This is a genomic window from Nannocystis exedens, from assembly GCF_002343915.1.
Classification (GTDB): Bacteria; Myxococcota_A; Polyangia; order Nannocystales; family Nannocystaceae; genus Nannocystis; species Nannocystis exedens.
This window is the reverse complement of record NZ_NETK01000001.1, coordinates 787,551-806,766: the sequence shown is the minus strand read 5'-3', so window position 1 is coordinate 806,766 and position 19,216 is coordinate 787,551. Positions and strand designations below refer to the sequence as shown.

Here is a 19,216-nt window from a genome sequence, read left to right as displayed (position 1 = left end):
GAGTCAGGCGGTGCCCGCGCGACGGCCGGTGCGGCGGAGCCGTGCGTCAGATGTCCCGAGGGACATCTGGCTCTCTGCGGCCCGGCGCGAGCGGCCGCGCGCGGACCTCGGCGAGTGGGGACGGCGAGCGGCCCGTCGCGGGCGCGTCCGCTCCGTGAGCGCGCCACGCCGCTGCTCGTGCTTTGACGCCGCGCCCGGGTGTCTTCGACAATGGCGGCGATGGTTCGTCCGCGCGTCGCCTCGCTCGTGCTCTTGCTGGCGTCCGGGTGCTTCTCGCCGAGCGGGAGCGAGTCGACGACTGCGGGGCCCGGCACGGGGGAGACCAGCGAGACGACCGCCGGGCCCGGCCAGGCGACGTCGACGAGCACGGGCTCGACGAGCCCGAGCGAGCCGACCTCGACGGGCCCGACGACGAGCACCTCGGGGCCGGTCGAGACGACGACGACGACGAGCGAGCCCGACACGACGAGCCCGGCGTCGACCGACGGCGCGAGCTGCGGCGACGGGGTGGCCGCGCCCGACGAGGAGTGCGACGACGGCAACATGGTGGACGGCGACGGCTGCTCGAGCGCGTGCAAGATCGAGTTCTGCGGCGACCTGATCGTACAGCCCCACGAGGAGTGCGACGGCGGCGAGGGCTGCGACGGGTGCGTCCGCGCTTACTTCCACGTGTTCGTCACCTCGCTGGCGATCTCGATCGTCGAGTTCAAGGACATCGGATCGGCCGACCAGATCTGCAGGGCCCACGCCCGGTTGGCCGGCCTGCCGGGCGAATACGTGGCCTGGCTGAGCACCGAGGCCCAGACGGCGGCGGACCGGCTGGTCCACTCGACGCGGCCGTGGCAGCTGAGGAACGGCGTGCAGATCGCCAAGGACTGGTACAACCTGATCGACGGCGACCTCGATGCGGCGATCGACCGCGACGAGAACGGCGACGAAGTGTCGGTGCGGTTCCCCGACTGCGGGCCCTGTCCGGTCTGGACGGCGACGACGAAGACGGGGCTGGCGATGGGCAAGGACTGCGACGACTGGAGCGCGCCCGGGCCAGGGCCGGCGCAGGTCGGCGAGTGCTCGCTCTCCGACGCCCGCTGGACCGAAGGCTGCCCCGACCTGACCTGCAGCGGGCATGCGCGGCTGTACTGCTTCGAGCAGCCGCCGCCGCCGTGACCGTCAGGACGCCGGATTTCCGCGAGATCGGGGACGTGGAGGAGGCTGAGTGACGGAGGAGCGCGCACCCGAGCTTGCCCGCAGCGGGCGCGCGGCTGTCCTGCTTCGAGCAGACGGCGTGCGCGTCAGTACTCCACGCGCACGCCGAACACCGGCAGGATCGGGACGCCGACGACGGTCTGGGTGCCGGAGTAGTCGGTGAGGTACCACAGGCCCTCGGCGTTCTGGCGGTTGTAGATGTTCTGCACGTCGAGGTAGGTCGAGACGATGGCGCGCGAGAGGACCCACGTCTTGTCGACGCGAAGGTCGAGCTGGTGGAACACGGGCATGCGGGCGCTGTTGTAGGCGCCGTAGATCGGGTTGGTGAAGGAGAAAGGACCCTCGGGCTTGACGCCGCCGACGACCGGGGTGAACGGGAGGCCGGTGACGAGGCGGAAGCGGCCGGCGATCTGCCAGCGGCGCGGCAGCTTGACGCCGAGCACGGCGACGAGGTTGTGCCGCTGATCGAAGTCGTTGGGGGCTCGCAGGTTAAAGCGGTCGCGAGTGTCGAAGGTCCCGGTACGCGCGCGCATCAGCGTGTAGGCGACCCAGCCGAACAGGCGGCGGGTGAGGTCGTGGCGCAGCATGACCTCGAGGCCGTGCACGACGGCGCCGCTGTCCTTGACCCGCCGCCCGAGGGCGTCGACGAGGATCGGGTGACGATCGCGGTCGCGGCGCCAGAAGCCGGTGACGTCGAGGCCGAGGCCGGCGGTCAAGCGGAGGTGGAGGTTGACGCTGAGCTGCACGGCCTGCATGAGGCCGAGGCGGCTGCGCGGGTCGACGTTGATCCGGGGGTCGAGGTAGCGGATCGCGCCGGGCAGGACGATCTGGTCGTCGAGGCCGAGGCTTTCGAGGGCGCTGAAGTTGCTGAGGCCGGGGACGTTGCTGAGCGGACGGAACGAGGGCTGCGAGTAGCGGCCGGCGCCGAGCTGCACGGTGACGCGCGGGTGCGGGGCCCAGCGCGCGTGCAGGCGCGGGTCGACCGAGAACTTCGGGTCGCCGAGGCCGGTAAAGAGGCTGGCCCGAAGGCCAGGTGAGAAGGTGAACCGGCCGGCGGCGAGCAGCGGGGTGACGTACACGCCGCTGGTGGTGGTGGTGCCGCGGGCGACCTCGTCGAAGGTCTCGACCGGGCCCTGGGAGGACTCGATGATGATGCCCTGCGGGATCTCGAGCTGACTGCGCGTGCGGTGGCGATCGATCTGGGTGTCGGCGCCGACGGTCCACTGGAACCGTCGCGACGGGCGCGCGGTGAGCTCGGCGCGCAGCAGGCCGACGACGTCGGTGCGGCGGCGCATCTGGTAGTCGGTCTCGATGCCGCCGGTGTCGAGGCGCAGCGCCGGCGACAGCAGGAAGTCCCACGGGCCGCGGCGCTGCTTGTAGACGAGGTCGATGCGGTGGAAGCCGGCGCTGAGGGCGACGCCGCCGCTGCCGGCGGCGAACGAGTCGAAGCGGAGGACGTCGCTGGCGCCGAGGAGGCGGGCGGTGAGGCTGGCGCCGGGGCCGACGGGGTGATCGAAGACGACCTGGTAGTCGCTGTACTTGGGGCGGAGGTAGTCCCGGTTGAACGCGAGCTGGCCGACGGCCTTGAGCGCGAGGTCGAGGTAGCCGCGCTGGGCGGCGATCAGGAACGAGCCGCGGCCGACGGGTCCCTCGACCTGCGCGCCGGCGGAGATCAGGTCGAGCTTGGCGTGGCCGTGGACGCCGTCGCGTCGGCCGACGCGCGGGGTGAGGACGACGATGCCGCCGGTGGCGTTGCCGTAGTTGGGGGCGAAGTTGCTGGGCACGTACGAGAGGCCCGACAGCACGCCGGCGGGGACGATGCTGGCGAGGCCGGGGACGTGGAAGGCGCGCGGGACCGGGTGCTCGCCGACGAACACCTGCGACTGATTGGGCGCGGCGCCGCGGAGGATGAGGAGGCCGAGGCCGCCGGGGACCCGCGCGGAGCCTGGCAGGTTCTGCAAGGCCCGCAGCGGATCGCCCTGGCTGCCGGGGAGGGCGGCGATCTCGTCGGGCGCGAGCTCGACGCTGAAGGGGCTGGGCCTGGGGGTCCGCTCCTGGGCGACGATCGTGCGGTAGCGGCCGGCGCCGGCCGGTTGCAGGTAGATGACCGGCGGACGGCGCCGGCGCCAGAAGCCGGCGGTGGTCGGCTGCTCGAGCCGCTCGTGACCGGCGGCGACGACGACGAGCTCGAAGTCGAGGGACGGGAGGTCGGCGAGGACGAAGCTGCCGTCCGCGGCCGTGACCGCCGCGCGGGTCCAGTCGGGGCCGCGGCGCGAGCGGGCGTAGAGGCGGGCGCCGGCGAGGGGTTGGCGCTCGCCGGCGCTGCGCAGGGCGCCGCGGGCTTCGAGCCGGCTGGTCGAAGGGACAGGTAGCGGGAGCGATGGTCGGCGCCGGGTCGACGCGGGAGCGACACCGGGCGGGACGGCGAGCCGGGGCCGAGTGTCCGAAGGGACAGGTGACGGCGAGGTCGGCCGGGGAGCGGGGGCGGCCGACTTGGCGGTCATCGGAGCGAGGTGCGGCGGGCTGTCCGAAGGGACAGGTTGTTCCGTCGCCGCCGTCGGGGCGACGGCGAGGAGGAGGCCGAGCGGCGCGGCGATCATGGCGCGGGGCTGGCGTCCTCGACGACGAAGCGCAGGGTGGCGAAGGCGCGGCCCTGGCGGTTGTCGCCGATATAGAGGTAGAGCATGATCGGGTCGGGCTCGTCGGGGACGGACCAGCCGTGAAGAAGATCGTCGTTCGGGTCGCCTCTATCCTCGACGAAGGTGGAGATGCCGAAGCGGACGCGGATTCGCTCCTCGTCGGGGACGGGGCGGAGGTGTCCCGGCTGGCCGGGGACCTGCGAGAAGGCGTAGTGGGTCTGCTCGGAGTCGGCGGTGTACTGCGGATCGACCGAGACGTAGTCGCCGACGCGCACCGTGATGGTGTCGCCGGGCTGCGCGATGAACTCGCGGAAACCGCGGCCGATGTGAAGCACGCGCAGGCCGGTGAGGACGGGGTGGAAGTCGGCCGGCTCGTCGGCGATGTCGTCGGGCAGGCCGCCCTCGACGGTGTAGAAGTCGGCCAGCGCGGGCACGGCGGAGAGCATCCGGCCCAGCGGGCCGAGTCGGAGGGCGCGCGCCTGGACCAGGCAGTGCTCGAGGCCGGCGCGTGGGACGGTGCGAAACCGCTGCAGGCAGGTCTCGGGGTCGACGGTGCCGTCGCCGGTGATGCCCATGACGCCGATGTAGCCGCGGAAGAGCTCGTCGGCCGTGTAGGCGCCGCCGAGGCCGAGGCGGACCCGCTCGCCCTCGCCGAGGCGACAGTGCTCGCTCCGCGACAGCGGCAGGGGGAAGGGGCAGGCCGGGATGGGCTCGTCGACCGGCAGGCCGTCGCAGTAGTCGGGACAGACGAACCAGATCGGCGACGGGACGGTGACGCCGGGCGGCGCGGCGGTGATCCACTGCAGCTCGAGGGTGTCGAGCGGGAGCGCCGAGGCCCGCACGCGATCGTCCGGGACGACGAGATCGGAGGAGTAACCGCCCGGCTCGACGACGCTGGCGATGATGCCCCAGGGCATCGGGTGGTCGACGAGCCAGGGAGGGTGCTCGTTGGGCACGCAGGCGCCGAGGAGGCCGACGCCGACGACCAGCGCGGTTCGCATACGAGGTCAACGTAGCGGGAATGAGGCGGCGAGGGAAGCGGTTGACGGGGCGTGCGCGGGGGGGATGTCCTGAAAGACAGGCAGTGCGCCGCGGTCGGCGGGCGAGGGCGATGAGCGAGCTGCTCTCGGGACAGGTCCGGCGTGGGTCACCGGATGTCCCAGGAGACATGTGCCTGTGGCGACGCCGCGGTGCGCGGAGGGAGGGCGCCGGCCCGGCCATCGACGTCGCACGGCAGAGCTGGCCCTCGGGACAGGTCGTGCGACGGTCGTCGCTCCGAAGGCCGCAGTGCCGCGAGCAGGGCCGCGCCACGGCGGCCCGCGAGGGGGCGCGCCGAGACGCTCGGCTCGGCTGTCTCCGGGGACAGTCCAGCGTCGCGGCGCCTCAGCTGTGCTCGATGCGGATCCAGCCGTCGCGAGTGCGGCGCAACTCGTAGGTCGGGAAGTACTCGAGGTCGAGGCGGAGGGTGAGGAGGTCGACCTTGCCGTCGAGGTCGACGGTCTTGAGGCGGACCGAGGCGCGGTCGGGCTTGCCGGCGACGGCGGCGAGGAAGCTGTCGATGTCGGGGGTGGGGCGGTCCTCGGCGGCGACGATCCGGCGGGCGGCGCGGAGGCGCGAGCGGCTGGCGGGCGAGCCGTACCAGTAGAGCGAGATGTACACGCCCTCGTCGGGGACGGCGCGCTGGATCAGCGCGGCGTGGTGGGGCGCCTGCAGCAGCGCGCCGGCCCAGTGGAGCACGCGGTCGGTGCCGCGGCCGTCGTCGGGGCGGGTCTCGACCTCGAGCTCGAGCTCGCGGCCGTCCCGCAAGAGGTGGACGGTGACCCGGCCGCCGCGCAGCGACCGCTCGATCTCGCGGACCGAGGTGACCGTGGCACCACCTGCCCGCAAGACCAGGTCGCCGGCCTGCCAGCCGCGGGCGAACGCGGCCAGCCGCTGGACGACCAGCACCTGACGGCGCAGCGGGTCGTGGCCCTCGAGCTCGGCGGCTGTCTCGGGGGACAGGCCGCGGTGGCGGGCCTCGGCGAGGGTGACGGTGCCGAACTCGACCCCGAGGTCGCAGACGATCGGCGACTCGCCGCGGCGGAAGATCTCGACGGCCTCGGCGAACAGGTCGGCGGCGATGCCGTATTCGGCGACGCGGTGGTCCTTGCCGTCCTGGTAGGAGAAGCCGGCCCACAGGGCGAGGACGCGGGCCTCGCTGTCGACGATCGCGCCGCCGAGCGAGGCGGTGGCGCTGGTGAGGGAGATCCGCTCGAGGTTCATGGCCCGGAACCGCGGCGGGCGCGGCAGCGGCAGGTCGACGGCCTCGACGGCGGCGACCGCCGTGCTCTGGGCGAACACGCGGTGGCCGGACTTGAGCCCGACCAGCCACACCGGGTCGCCGGGGTGGAGCGGCCGGGGGGCGAGGTCGACGGCGCGGATCGGCGTGTCGCCGAGGAGGGCCGGGTCGTACGAGACGATCGCGTAGTTGTGGTGCGGATGAAGGAAGGCGATCTCGCCCGGGATCTCGACCGCGCCGGCGACGGTGAGGGTGATGTCCGCGAGGGCGATCGGGACGGTGTTGCGGTCGACGAGCACGAGGCCGCGCCGGGCGTCGACGACCAGGCCGGCGCCGACGAAGCGGGTCGCGTGGATGCCGTCGATCTTGTAAGGGATGTTGCAGGTGACGGTGACGAGCGAGGGCTGGACCTGCTGCACGCGGACGTCGTCGGACGGCGGCAGGTTGGTGGTGACGGGCGTGCGCGTCGGGGGCGGCGGAGGCGGCGGGCCGTCGGTCGACGGCCAGCGGCCGGAGGCGTCGTCGCGGGTCGAGCGGGTCATGGCGAACCACCGCCGGTCCATGGTGACGACGGTGACGTGCTCGCGGGTCGGCTGGTCGAGGTCGACCCAGCGGACCATGAAGGGGGCCCCGTGCGGCAAGCTGCCGAGGACGGCCTCGGCGGCTGCCAGATCCGGCGTCGGCACGCCGGCAATGGCGCGGACGACGGCGCCGCGGTCGAGGTCGAGGGGCGCGAACAGGTAGCCGCTGTTGGCCAGGTAGACGCCGGTGAGCGGCACCTGGGGGTTGCGGGCCCGCTGGTACGAGAGGTCGTGGAGGATCGCGCCGCCGACCTCGAGATAGGTGCTGGGGGTGATGGCGTGGAGGTCGTGGACGCGGGCGCGGACGGTGAGCGGCCGGCCGCCGCGCTCGAGCTCGAGGGTGATCGTCTGGCCGACCGAGGCGTCGAGGTGGGCCTCGAGCGGGACGAAGCGGGGGATGAACTCGCCGTCGACGCGCAGGAGGATGTCTCCCGGCTCGAGCAGGCCGTCGGTGACGCCGCCAGGGATCAGCTTGTCGACGATGAGGAGGCCGATCCCGCCCGGGTCGGCCGCGCGGCAGGCCTGCTCGGTCTCGGGGCGGAGGCCGAGGCGCGCCAGCTCGTCGAAGGGGGTGTACGAGAAGGTTGTCATCAAGGTGCCGCGCGGGATCGGCTGACCCGCACGCAGCAGCTCGAAGGCGCGCAGCACCCGCTCGAGCGGGAGGAAGAAGCTCGAGGCGGCCTGGGTCCGGCTGCCGGCGTTGAGGGCGATGACGTCGCCCTCGATGTCGACCACCGGCGAGCCGGAAGATCCACCTGTCGCACCACTTGCAGCTTGGAGGTAGAACGTGTTGAAATCGTTGTACTTGCTCGACCCATAGAGCGGCGCCGGGCGGTCGACGCGGGCGAGCGTGCCGGCGAGGATGGAGAGCTTCTCGCCGGCGTCGTTGCCGACCACACGCAGCTCGGTGCCGACGAGCGCCTTGTCGGGCCGCAGGCGCAGCGCGGGCGGCCGGATGAAGCGCAGGGCCGCCGGGTCGTAGCGGAAGAAGCCGAAGTCGTGGACCGGGTCGCGGTAGACCGGTCGCAGCGGGATCTCCTCGTGGTTGAGGAAGACCGCCTCGGCGACGACGGGGCCGGGCTGGACGACGTGGCGGTTGCTGAGCAAAAGGCCCTGCTCGGCGTCGACGACGAACGCGGTGGCCTGCGAGCTGCCGTTCCACTCGGTGTCGAAGGGACGCGGGGCGTCGATCCGGACCGAGACGACGGCCGCACAGACGCGCTCCAGGCTCTCGCGCCAGGTCAGGGTCATGGCTGGAGCTTCGGATAGGGTCACGTGAAGCATCGTGGTAGCACTCGCGCCATGGAGGGCGCAAAGGGGCCGATGCGACAGCTCGAAACAGCTTGATTTTTTTGTTATTAAATCATTGAAATTAAACGTTTTAAAATATACGGTGTAATCGGTCGAGAAGGCCGCGATTCAGGCCCTCTCCGCGGGCCGCACCGGGGTCACGGCGGGGTATGCGTCATTCGCGACGTCGGGCGAGCGAGCCGAACCGTCGCTCGCCCGTCGGTCGCGGTCGGGTGTCCGCGCGGGCGCCCGGTCGACGTCGACGGAGTGCTCGGCTGTCTCAAAGTTCATGCGGGCGAGGCGGACGTCGACTCGCGGACAGCGGACGGTCGTCGCTCGCAAACCGCGGCGAGGGGCCCGGAGCGGGCCGCAAAGCGCAGGGAATGCGGCGCTGCGATCCGGCTCGCGGGTCTCGCTTCGCGGACTGATTACTCACTGCTCACTCACCAACTCGGCGAACATTGCTGCTGCTGCGAGGGCTTCGCGTGTGCCAGTGACGACGCGTGGGTGCTCGCGGCTCCACTGCCCGGCTTGCGGCAATAGCCCGTGATGGAGGTCTCTGAACCGGCAAAGCGGGCATCTATGGCCGTGCTCGCTTTTCTCTTGACCCCCGGACTGCGCCGTTGGGATAAAGGCGCCATGATCGCCTGGCGTACGCTCGCTTGCTCCGTTTCATTGCTGTGCCTCGTCCCCGCCTGCGGCGACGACGGCGGTCCGGGGGGCTTCAGCACCGCCGGCCAGAACAGCAACACGAACAACAACACGGACACGTCGAGCGGCACCGACACCTCGACCGGCGCGCCGGGGACGAGCACGACGACCGGCGACCCGACGACCGGCCCGGACACGACCACCAGCACGACCCTCGCGCCGACCACCCAGGGGCCGACCTCGACGACGCTGCCGGACACGACGACCACCGGCGACATCGACACGTCGACGACGAGCACCCAGACGAGCCAGACCCAGACGACCGACCCGGCCGGCTGCGGCAATGGGCAGATCGATCCGAACGAGCAGTGCGACGGGGCCAACCTCAACGGGTTCACCTGCGAGTCGCTCGGCAACGCCGGCGGTTCGCTCGGGTGTGACCCCGTGACCTGCACGTTCGACACCTCGCTGTGCATGGGCAACAGCTCCAGCGGCACCTCCGGCTAGTCGCTGCGCTCGCCGAAGCTGGTTCGGCCCCTGGACCCGAGACCCCAAACACCGCGTACGCCCGGCGCAGCCGCTCTCTTTGCGGCCTGCGCCGTGTTGTTTTTGTGGACCGCGCCGGGCCGGATCCAGTTCCCCGACGACGAGATCGTGTTTCAGACGACGGCGAGCCTGGTCGACCGCGGCTCGCTGGCCATCGCCGGCATCGCCCACCGCACCGGTGAACCGCCCGGGCGACCGCCGGGGACGTTCGGCTGGGCCGAGGGCCGGGACGGGCGCCGCTACGGGTTCTTCGGCCACGGGCTGTCGCTGGCGGCGACGCCGATGTACGCGCTGGCCCGCGCGACCGAGCGGCGGGTGCCGTTCGCCTGGACGCGCGCGGTCCGCTCCGACCACTTCACGTTCCACGTGCGCGAGGCGAGGGCCGACTGGCACCACCTGGTCGTCAGCCTGACGAACTGCTTCGTGACGGCGGCGACGGTCTGGCTGCTGGTCCGGTGGGTGGCGTGGCTCGGCTTCTCGGGGCGGGCTGCCCTGTGGACGGGGGTCGCGTACGCGACGGGGACGGCGGCATGGCCGTATTCGCGCACGTTCCTCAGCGAGCCGCTGTCGGCAATGGTGCTGCTGGCGGCGGCCGTGGCGATCGCGCAGGCGCATGCCCTTCGCGGCAGCCGGCCGCGCGCGGCCGACTGCCGCCTGTGGCTGGCCGGTGCCGCGGCCGGCTTCGCCGTTCACGTCCACGTGCTCAACGTGGTGGCCTGGCCGTGCCTGGCGGCGTACGCGCTGTGGCCTCTCGCGGCAGGTCCGAAGGGGCAGGATCGAAAGACCAGGTCCTTCGGGACATGTCTGAAAGCGCTGGCGCCGATGCGGCGCGGCTCGATCGGCGCGGCGCTGCTGGCGGGGCTCGGGCTCGGGCTGCTGTTGCTCGGGCAGTGGCTGCGCTTCGGCGACCCGCTCGAGACGGGACGGTTCGGCCACTACAGCGCGTGGACGTGGCCGTGGACGGGGCTGTGGGCGCAGATGCTGGCGCCGGGGCGGAGCCTGTGGCTGTACGCGCCGGCGGCGACGCTCGGGCTGGTGGGTCTGCGGGCGGCGCTGCGGAGCGCGCCGGCTGCCACGTGGTTGGCGCTGTCGCTGCTGGTGACGCGCTGGCTGGTGGTGTCGGCGCGCACGGACTGGTACGGCGGCTGGGGCCTGGGGCCGCGTCACCTGGTGCCGGCGATCCCGTTCGTCATGATCGGCTTCGCGGCCGCGGTGGAGGAACTGCCGACGCGGGCGGTGGCGGTGCGGCGGCTGTTCTGGATCGGGGTGGCGGCGAGCGCGGCGCTGACGGGGTGGCTGGCGACGCGATCGATCTTCGAGTGGATGATCGCGCTGACGAACGACCCACGCTCGGCCGGCCACGTGCTCGAGACGTCCCACTTCGCGTGGTGGGCGAGCCCGATCGCCGGGTTCGCCTCGCTGCAGCCCGACGTGCTGGCGCTCGGGGCGGTGCGGCTGGCGCGAGCGGGACACCCGGGGCTGCTGGTCGGGTTCGCGATCGTGGCGCTCGTCGGGCTCGCGGCGGCGGGGCTGGTCGCGCGGGCGCTGGGGCGGGCGCGGGCGCCGGCGGCGGACTGAGGCTGGCCCCGGGGACAGGTGAGCGGAGCGCGTGCGGTCGCCGGGTGAGGCGGACGAGGTCGGGTGGCTGGCCGGAGAGGCAGGTGGGCGGGAAGCACCGTGGCCTGTCCTGGGGGACAGGTCACCCGCTCTTGAAGGCGTGGGTGTAGGTCTCGTCGGGGGTCCAGGCGAGCTCGGTGCGGACGAGCTGGCGCAGGGCGCAGCTCTCGGCGTCGTTGTGCAGCGGGGCGCCGACGACCCTGGCCGAGCCGGGGATCAGGCGGCCCTCGGCGTCGGCCTTCCACTCCAGCCGGACGGTGTAGTCGAAGGTGCCGGCGCAGCGGCGGCGGATGGCCTTTTGGACAGCCGCAGGGCTGCCCGCCGGCAGCGCGCTGACGGGCGGCGGCCCGGGCCCGTCGGTCGTGGCGCCGGGATCGGCGGGTGGTGCGGGGGGAGGCTCGGGGTCGGAGGTCGCGGAGGCGGTGCGCGGCTCGACGGTCGAGGGCGCAGTCGGGGGGCGCGGCTCGGCGGAGGTCGGCTCGATCGGGGCGGGGACGGGCGGCGGGGGGACGGGCGGCGGGGGGCAGGCGGCGCGGGGCGGCGGCGACGGGCGGCCCGGGCTCGGCGTCGCTGCGCGCGGGCTCGACGGGGACGCCGGCGGGCTCGGCCGGCGGCAAGCCGTCGGCGCGCAGGCTGAAGAACACGAACAGGCCGAGGCCGAGCAGGAGGACGCCGAGCAGCGGGGCGCCGATGGTGAAGGAGAGCCCGCGGGCGTCGTGGGTGACGGCGAGGAGCGGGCCGCTCGCGGCGGGCGGGTCGGAGCCGGGGTCGAGGCTGACACCTGTCCCGGCGGCCAGGTGGCGGAGGTCGGCGGCGACGGCCTGGGCGGTCGGGTAACGCGCGGACGGATCGTCGGCGAGGGCGCGGCGCAAGATGGCCTGAAGGCCAGGTGGCACGGCGGACAGGGCGAGCTCGGTCGGGTCGTCGCTGCCGAGGCGCATCGGCGGCAGCTCGCCGGTGAGGAGCTTGTGCATGAGCGCGCCGAGGGCGTAGATGTCGACGCGGTGGTCGGCCGCGAGGCCGCGGTAGAGCTCGGGGGCGATGTAGCCGGGGGTGCCGAGCAAGGCGCCGGTCTGGGTCAGCGAGGCGTCGTCGCCCCGCGAGGCGCCGCCGACGACCTTGGCCAGGCCGAAGTCGAGGACCTTGATGTAGTCGGGGTCGTCGTCGCGGGTGAGGCGGAAGCAGTTGGCCGGCTTGATGTCGCGGTGGACGACGCCGTGCTTGTGCGCGGCCGCGAGGGCGCGGGCGATCTGCTCGCCGATGTGGACGACCCGCTGCCAGGCGAGCGGCCCCTCGCGCGCGACGGTGGCGGCGAGGTCCTCGCCTTCGAGCCGCTCCATGACGAAGAAGGCGGTGCCGCCGTCGGTCTCGCCGAAGTCGGTGATCTCGACGACGTGGGCGTGGGCGATGACGGAGGCGGCGCGGGCCTCCTGAATGAAGCGCTGGGCGATGCCGGGGTCGTCGCCGAAGCGCGGCTTGATGACCTTCACGGCGACGGGTCGATCGAGCAGGAGATGGGTGCCGGCGTAGACGGCCCCCATGCCGCCGGAGCCGAGGCGGCGATCGATGCGGTAACGGCCGGCGAGGACGCCCCCGAGCAGCGAGTCGGCGGCGTCGGTGCGGCGGGTGACGCCGGAGGCGACGTCCGTCGGGGCATCACCCGCAGGGCTGGCCTGCGTGGGGCCGGTGCCGTCGACGTCGTCGCCCGCCATGCGGCGAGTATAAAGGTGTGGACGGCGGCTCCGGCGCGTCCCGTCGGCGCGCGGAAGCGACCGCTGCCGGAGGCGCCGAAGTGGCCGATACTGCGGCGATGGCGAGGCGCAGGACGACGGCGCTGGCGTGCGCGGTGGCGCTGACGAGCGGTCAGGTCGAGGCCGCGAACCCTGCCACCGAGGCGCTGCGCCGCGAACACGAGGGCTGCCAGGCGCTGCGCAAGGAGGGTCGCAGCGGCGAGGCGGGGGCCTGCTTCGAGCGGGTGTACGTGAGCCTGACGGCGCTCGAGCCGCGGGCGAGCCGCGATCTCTTCAACGTGCTGAGCGACACGGTGGCGGCGTACGAGCAGGCTCATGCGCCGGGCGGCGAGGCGAGCTCGATGTGCCGCGCGGCCGGAGTGGTGCGCGACTACCTCGAGCGGCCGCAGAAGGCGGAGGCGATCCGGCTGCGTCGCCGCGCGCTGGCGCTGGCCGACCGGATCGATCAAACGCTGCGCGCCGCCAGTCAGGCCGCCGGTCGGGACGCGTGCGCGGAGGCGCCGGCGCCGGCCGAGCCGGCAGCGGCGAAGGCGGCGGATGAGGCCGCGCCGGCGGGCCCGACGACACCGGCGCCGGCGCTGAAGCGGCTGCCGCCGCCTCGCCCGAGCCAGTGGCGCGGACAGACGAGCTGGGCGGCGCCGGCGGAGCCGTCGCTCGAGCTGCTGGCCGCCGGCTTCGGAGTGTCGGTCGGCGGAGCGCTGACGTCGGCCGTCGGCGTGGGGCTGCTGCTGTACCGCGCGGAGTGCACGACGACGACGCCCGACTGCTCGGACGCGGCGCTGGCGAGCTACCACGACGCGGGCTACCTGACGCTGGCGGCCGGGGCGGGGATCCTGCTGGCCGGGGCGAGCCTCCTGTTCGCCGACCGCGTGCAGGAGCGCAAGCGTCGGGCGGCCCGCGCGGCGCCGACGTTCGGGGCGGGAGGGGCCGGGATCGCGGCGTTCGGGCAGTTTTGAGGGCACTTTAGCGGCTGAACCGCAGGGACGAGAGAGGACCCGGTTGAAGTTCCTCCCGCACCTCTTGCTCGGAGGCGTGACGGCGCCGGGCAGGGCGTCACATGTACCTCCGGACAGGAATGAAGGGACATGCGGGTTGCGGGCGCGGCGGGGCTGGCGTAGACCACCCGGCGTGGACCTGCCGGAGATCGGGACGCGCTGCAGGGTGACGATCGAGTACCCGCGCGGGAGCTTCGTCAAGCGCCGCAGCGACGGACGGGTCGACTTCGTGTCGCCGCTGCCGTGCCCGTACAACTACGGACATGTCCCGGGGGTCATGTCCGGCGACGGCGATCCGCTCGACGCGGTGGTGCTCGGGCGCCGCCTGCCGGCCGGGGCCGAGGTCGAGCTGCCGGTGGTGGCGATCGTCGGCTTCGTCGACGTCGGCGAGGACGACCCGAAGGTGATCTTCAGCGCCGCGCCGCTGACGCGCGCGCAGCGGGGCGGGCTGGAGCTGTTCTTCCGCGTGTACGCGCTCGGCAAGCGGGCCCTGGCCGCCGCGCGCGGGCGGACGGGGGCGACGCGGTTCGACGGCTGGCGCGCGGGCTGAGGCTGGCGCGCCCCTCGCCGTGTCCGCGGTGATCGTTGCGTGTCCTTCGGGACATGCCTGAAGGGGCAGGTCCGAGTCGGCCGGGACGAGGACCGCTCGGCGATGACGGGGGAGGCCTGCGAGGAGCGCCGCCCGGCGTGTCCTTCAGGACATGTCTCAGGGTGCAGGAGCCGGCGGCGGGGCGGCGACCGGGACCAGGCCCTGGCGACGCGGACCCGCGACCTCCTCGGGGGCGGCGATGATGTGGCGGAGCAGGCCGCCGATCTTGTCGTCGCTGCAGCTCGAGGTCTTCCACGCGAACATGCGGACGGTCTTCCAGCCGGGCAGGAAGGCCCAGCGGTACTCGTTTTGCTTGGTCCAGAAGGCGCCGGGGACGTCGGGCACGGGCTCGACCGTGACGTTCGGGTCGGTGCGCCGCATGATGTAGAGGTTGTCCTCGGCGGCCTTCCGCGGGGTGTCGCCGAGGATGGTGGCGATCCGGAACCACTGCGCGGGGCTGTTGGGCCGGGGCACGAAGTAGAAGCCGCAGCTGTTGTGGAACGACTCGCCGAGGTAGACCTGCAGGCCGCAGGTCTCGGCGGCGACCTTGCTGTCGAAGCCCAGGGTGTGCTCGCAACACTTCGGGTCGGGCAGCTCGGGGGCGTAGAGGCGGCACACGCCGTTGGTCTCGTCGGGGCGGCCGGTGCCCGGGGACTTCACGGGCTCGGCCTCGGGCTGCTTGGCCGCGCTCGGGGCGCTCTGGGCGGCGTAGAGGTCGCCGGTGTCCTCGACGACGCGCGGGTCGGCGGGGGCCGGGTGCGCGCCGTCGACGGTCGGGGTGGGCGCGGGCGCCTGGGCTTGCGGACAGGCGGCGAGGAGCACGAGGGCGAACGGGGCGAGGCGCAGGCGGTGCGTCACGGATCTCCTTTAGCGCGGCGCGGGCGGGCTTGCCAGAGCGGTGTGGCGGACCGCGAGCGCGCGCCGGCGCCGGCGCCCGAGCGCGAGCACGACGAGCCAGGCCGGACCGCCCGCGGTGATGCCGAGGTCGCAGCCTTGCTGCTCGGACAGGCCGCCGGTCTCGCCGGTGTCACCGGTGTCGCCGGTGCCGTCGCTGTCGCCGGTGGTGCTGTCCGGATCTTCGCTGCCCTCGGGGAGGATCGTGAAGCGCACGCGGTCGCTGCCGGCGTTGCCGCCCTCGTCGCGGACGGTGACGAGCAGGTCGTAGGTGCCCGGCGGCGGGTTCGTCAGCCGCAGGTCGACGCGGATCGCCTCGTCGCTGAAGATCGTCTGGCCGTCTTGCTGGATCTCCACCGCGTAGAACTGCGGCTCGAGGTCGTCGGTGACGTCGCCGTAGAGCGAGAGCTCGACCGGCAGCACGTGGTACGAGCCGTCGACCGGGCTGGTGAGCTTCAGCGCCGGCGCGACGATGTCGGGCTGGGCCGGGCCGAACAGGTAGAGCAGCTCCTGAAACGAGTTCTGGTAGCCGGTCTCGCAGAACATCTCGTGCACGAGGTTGCACACGCCGGCGGTCTCGACCAGGTCGGTGTTGGCGACGATCTTGTTGCACTGATCCTGGAAGAACGGCGTCGGCGCCTCGACGAACGGGTGCAGGTTGTCGAACGGGCTGTTGACGTGCTCGAGCCCCCAGGTATGCGCGGCCTCCTGCAGGATGATGGTGGCGCCGGTGTTCGAGCCCTGGAAGGCGCCGGCGAAGCAGGTGTCGTTGGCCCACAGGTTGCCGCAGTCGATGTACGGGGCGATGCCCGCGAAGTCCTGGGCGCCGATGTCGCCGTAGAGGACCATGGTGTAGCCGGGGTCGTCGGGCGGGCGCCGCCAGGTGGTGCGCACGCCGATCTCCCGCAGGTCCTTGCGCACCGACTCGATGATGGCGACCCGCCGCGCCTCGGTGCCGACGAACGGGCCGATGTAGCCGTCGAACAGGTCGGCCAGAGTGCTGCAGTCGTGGCGCGAGTCGTTGCCGCAGCCGCGCCGCAGGACGGCGCCGTCGAAATTGACATAGAGGGTGTGCGGCGTGCCGGGCATGGCCGGCAAGGCGTCGGGGCCGCGCGCGGCCAGCGGCGGGGTCGCGCCGGGGCGGACGGGCTCGGCGGCGGGGCGGGCGGCGCCGGGGCGAAGGGACAGGTCGAGGGGGGAGCTGCGGGTCAGGGCGGCCGGGATGTCGGAGCCGGCGGCGCTCTGGGAAACAGGTGGGGCGGCGCGTGAGCCGGCGTCGGCTGCGATGTGGCCATCGGGACCGACTGCGCCGGATCGAGCGGCGGCGGAGTAGCCTGCGCTTTGGGACAGGGCCGCGGGGACAGGTGGACCGCAGCGCGAGCCGGCATCGGCTGCGCTTGGGGACAGGGCTTCGGGGACGGATGCGCCGGAGCGAGAGGCGGGGATGCCGGCTGCGCTTGGGGACAGGGCTTCGGGGACGGATGCGCCGGAGCGAGAGGCGGGGATGCCGGCTGCGCTTGGGGACAGGGCGTCGGGGACGGATGCGCCGGAGGAGGCGGGGATGCCGGCTGCGCTTGGGGACAGGGCGTCGGAGACAGGTGCGCCGGATGGCGCAGCCGTGGAGTCGGCTGCGCTTTGGGACAGGACCGCGGGGACAGGCGGTGGGGACGCGAGCGCGCCGGCGTCCGGGTCGCCGGCGCTGGCGAGCGCGGCGAGCAGGGCGGGGGCGAGGGCGAGGTTCACGGCGCCAGGGTACGCGGTTCGGCGCGGCGGCGCAGGGGGCTAGGCGCGGGCGCGCCGACGCCCGCGCGCGAGGCCGAGGAGCAGGAGGAGGGCCGGGGCGCCGGAGGTCGGAGCGAGGTCCGATCGGCAGGCGCAGCCGTCGTCGCCGTCGGCCTGATCGCCCGTGGTGGCCGAGTCCGTGACGCCGCCGGTCGCGCTGGTGACGCCGGTGGTCGGGTTGCCGCTGCCGTCGCCCGTGGTCGGGGCGTCGCCGGTCGTCCCGGGCTCGTCGCCGGTGGTGGTGTCCTCGCCGGTGGTGGTGCCGGGCTCGCCGGTGGTGGTGTCGGGCTCGCCGGTGGTGCCGGGGACGGGCTCCCCCTTGACGGTGAAGTGGACGACGTCGATCGCCTCGTTCTTGTCCTCGTCGCGGACGGTGGCGGTGACGGTGTACTCGCCGGGGGCGAGGCCGGTGATCGGGAAGGTGAGATCGGAGGGGCTCGGCCAGGCGGTCGGGTCGGTCTCGGCGGCGCTCGGGCCGTCGATCTTGAGCGACAGCGTGAGCAGCTGCGGGGTCTGATTGTCGGCGGCGGTGAGCTTGAGGTCGAACTTGGCGTCGACCTCGGCGCCCTCGGCCGGCTCGGTGATGTCGAGCGTCGGCGCGGTCAGGTCAGGAGAACCGGGGCCGAAGATCTGGAGGAGCTCCTGGTAGCTGTTCTGGAAGTTGCTCCCGTTGCAGAACTGCGAGTGCTGGTTGGGGCACTGGATGTTGTTCTCGGGGACCGGCTGGTTGCTGTCGTCGAGCTGGACGATCTGGAAGCACTCGTCGACGAAGGTCGGGTCGGGGACGCTCTGGGTGGTGGGGTAGAGCAGGTCGGCCTTGGACTCGACGTGCTCGAGGCCCCAGGTGTGGGCGATCTCCTGCAACACGGCCTTGGCGATGCCCGTCGGCGAGCTGGTGTAGTCGAGGGTGAAGCTGACTTCGCCGCCGTCGCTGTTGAAGCAGTCGATGCTCGGCGCGACGCCGGCGAAGCCGCCGCCCGGGGCAGGGTTCCAGTCGCCGATCATCTCCATGTCGTAGTCGCCGCTGGCCGGGCGGACGTCGGTGACGTGGATGTTGAACTTGCCGAGGTCGTTGCGCATGACCTGGACGACGGCGGCGCGCCGGCCGAGGTCGCCGGTGAACGGCAGGACCTGGCCCTGGAAGATGGTGGAGCAGTTGTCCTGCGGGCTGTTGTTGCCCCAGCCGCACCCGTTCATGTCGGCGCCGTCGAAGTTGGTGAAGACGATCCACTCGCCGGCCGGCAAGGGCGGCTGCTCGAGGTCGGCGCCGAACACCAGCGGCTCGTGGAACGGTGAGGTGATCGGGATCGCCGCGGCGACGTCCTCGGGTGTTTCACCCGCGACGGCCGAGCCGGGCACGATCAGCAGCGTCAGTACGAGGCAGGAAAGACCGGTGCGGGCGTTTTGAGGGGCCATCGTGGCGACGGTACCAGACGGCCTGCAAAACCACGCAGCGCGCGCTGCGTGTGTGTGATCACCCGTGTTTGGGTGGTGTCAGTCGCCCTCAACGAGGCGCCGCACGAACTCGGGCAAGGCGAAGGCGCCGAGGCCGAGGCTCGGGCCGACGTAGCGACCCGCGACGGCGGCGAGGCGGGTGGCGTCGAGATCGGTCAGGCGGAGGTCGTCACCGGCGAGGGCGAAGGTCCAGCAACCGCTCGGATAGGTGGGGATGCAGCCGTAGTAGGCGTGGACGCCCGCGAAGACGCCGCGCAGCTCCTTGAAGACGCCGCGCACGGTGTCGGCGGCGTAAAACGGCGACTCGGTCTGGGCGCTGACGATGCCGCCGGGCCGCAAGGCGCGGCGCAGATCGGCGAAGAAGGCCCCGCCGAACAGGCCCGCGGCGGGACCGATCGGCTCGGAGCTGTCGACGAGGATGGCGTCGAAGCTGCCCGGGTGGTTGCGGACGTACTCGACGGCGTCGGCGAACACGAGCTCGACCCGCGGATCGTCGAGGCGCCCGGCGACGGCGGGGATCCACTGCTGACAGACGCGAGTGACTCGCTCGTCGATCTCGCACAGGACGACCCGCTCGACCCCGGGGTGCCGCAGCACCTCGCGCACGGTGCCGCCGTCGCCCCCGCCGACGACGAGCACGCGCCGCGGGTCGCGATGGATGCACAGCGGGATGTGGCTGATGAGCTCGTGGTACACGAACTCGTCGAGCTCGGTCAGCATGACCATGCCGTCGAGCATGAGCAGGCGACCGTGACCCCGGGTGTCGTAGACCTCGATGCGCTGGAAGGGGCTCTGCTCCTCGTGGACCTTGTCGGTGACGTGGAGGCCGATCGCGGAGAGGTCGTGGTAGTGCTCGTACAACCAGGGCATGGCAAAAGGGTCCTTGAACGGGCTCCGGGCGGAGGCTGGGCCTTATAGCCCTGCCGCCGCCCGGGACTCAAG

12 protein-coding genes and 1 pseudogene are annotated in these 19,216 nt (G+C 72.9%); 5 read left to right on the top strand and 8 right to left on the bottom strand.

The genetic code is table 11. The features are described 5' to 3' along the window. The first annotated feature begins 219 nt into the window (after window positions 1-219). Window positions 220-1,167, top strand: coding sequence for a myxococcus cysteine-rich repeat containing protein (locus NAEX_RS03030; RefSeq protein ID WP_100792892.1), 948 nt, complete (start codon window positions 220-222; stop codon window positions 1,165-1,167). Between the two features lie 125 nt (window positions 1,168-1,292). Here NAEX_RS03030 and NAEX_RS03025 read toward each other — a convergent pair whose 3' ends face one another. The 3 genes from NAEX_RS03025 to NAEX_RS03015 form a co-directional block, all read right to left on the bottom strand. Then, window positions 1,293-3,806 (bottom strand): TonB-dependent receptor plug domain-containing protein, encoded by a 2,514-nt coding sequence (locus NAEX_RS03025; RefSeq protein WP_096326014.1) that lies wholly within the window; start codon window positions 3,804-3,806, stop codon window positions 1,293-1,295. Beyond that, a complete protein-coding gene (locus NAEX_RS03020; protein WP_096326013.1) occupies window positions 3,803-4,846 on the bottom strand; it encodes a hypothetical protein in 1,044 nt (347 codons plus the stop codon). The genes NAEX_RS03025 and NAEX_RS03020 overlap by 4 nt, the downstream gene beginning before the upstream one ends. A gap of 382 nt (window positions 4,847-5,228) precedes the next feature. Continuing rightward, window positions 5,229-7,955: a trypsin-like peptidase domain-containing protein gene (locus tag NAEX_RS03015; RefSeq protein ID WP_170135405.1), complete on the bottom strand. Its 2,727-nt coding sequence runs from the start codon at window positions 7,953-7,955 to the stop codon at window positions 5,229-5,231. A gap of 678 nt (window positions 7,956-8,633) precedes the next feature. On the opposite strand from NAEX_RS03015, the gene NAEX_RS03010 reads away from it, so the two are divergent. Beyond that, window positions 8,634-9,152 carry a hypothetical protein gene (locus NAEX_RS03010; protein ID WP_143140414.1) on the top strand — a complete coding sequence of 173 codons (519 nt, stop codon included), beginning with the start codon at window positions 8,634-8,636 and terminating at the stop codon, window positions 9,150-9,152. A 96-nt stretch (window positions 9,153-9,248) separates the two neighbouring features. After that, complete coding sequence (locus NAEX_RS52725) at window positions 9,249-10,769, top strand: hypothetical protein (protein WP_143140413.1); 1,521 nt, start codon at window positions 9,249-9,251, stop codon at window positions 10,767-10,769. A 1,031-nt stretch (window positions 10,770-11,800) separates the two neighbouring features. Here NAEX_RS52725 and NAEX_RS54335 read toward each other — a convergent pair. Continuing rightward, window positions 11,801-12,349: pseudogene (locus tag NAEX_RS54335) on the bottom strand (serine/threonine-protein kinase); the annotation flags it as partial. A 269-nt stretch (window positions 12,350-12,618) separates the two neighbouring features. Between NAEX_RS54335 and NAEX_RS49475 the strand changes: the two are divergent. Together NAEX_RS49475 and NAEX_RS02985 are read left to right on the top strand one after the other, a co-directional pair. Continuing rightward, entirely contained in the window at window positions 12,619-13,515 is an 897-nt protein-coding gene (locus NAEX_RS49475) for a hypothetical protein (RefSeq protein WP_170135404.1), read from the top strand. Between the two features lie 172 nt (window positions 13,516-13,687). Further along, window positions 13,688-14,104: an inorganic diphosphatase gene (locus NAEX_RS02985; protein ID WP_177325898.1), complete on the top strand. Its 417-nt coding sequence runs from the start codon at window positions 13,688-13,690 to the stop codon at window positions 14,102-14,104. Window positions 14,105-14,260: 156 nt separating this feature from the next. Here the strand turns inward: NAEX_RS02985 and NAEX_RS02980 are convergent, their stop codons facing one another. From NAEX_RS02980 to speE, 4 genes are all read right to left on the bottom strand, one after another. Next, window positions 14,261-15,001, bottom strand: a complete 741-nt coding sequence (locus NAEX_RS02980; RefSeq protein WP_096326005.1) for a hypothetical protein — start codon at window positions 14,999-15,001, stop codon at window positions 14,261-14,263. Between the two features lie 9 nt (window positions 15,002-15,010). After that, window positions 15,011-16,126, bottom strand: a complete 1,116-nt coding sequence (locus NAEX_RS02975; protein ID WP_096326004.1) for a hypothetical protein — start codon at window positions 16,124-16,126, stop codon at window positions 15,011-15,013. 693 nt (window positions 16,127-16,819) lie between these two features. Then, the gene (locus tag NAEX_RS53650) at window positions 16,820-18,235 is read right to left on the bottom strand and encodes an MYXO-CTERM sorting domain-containing protein (RefSeq protein ID WP_096326002.1); all 1,416 of its coding nucleotides are present in this window, start codon (window positions 18,233-18,235) and stop codon (window positions 16,820-16,822) included. 78 nt (window positions 18,236-18,313) lie between these two features. Beyond that, the gene (speE, locus tag NAEX_RS02960) at window positions 18,314-19,144 is read right to left on the bottom strand and encodes a polyamine aminopropyltransferase (protein ID WP_096326001.1); all 831 of its coding nucleotides are present in this window, start codon (window positions 19,142-19,144) and stop codon (window positions 18,314-18,316) included. Window positions 19,145-19,216 lie beyond the last annotated feature (72 nt).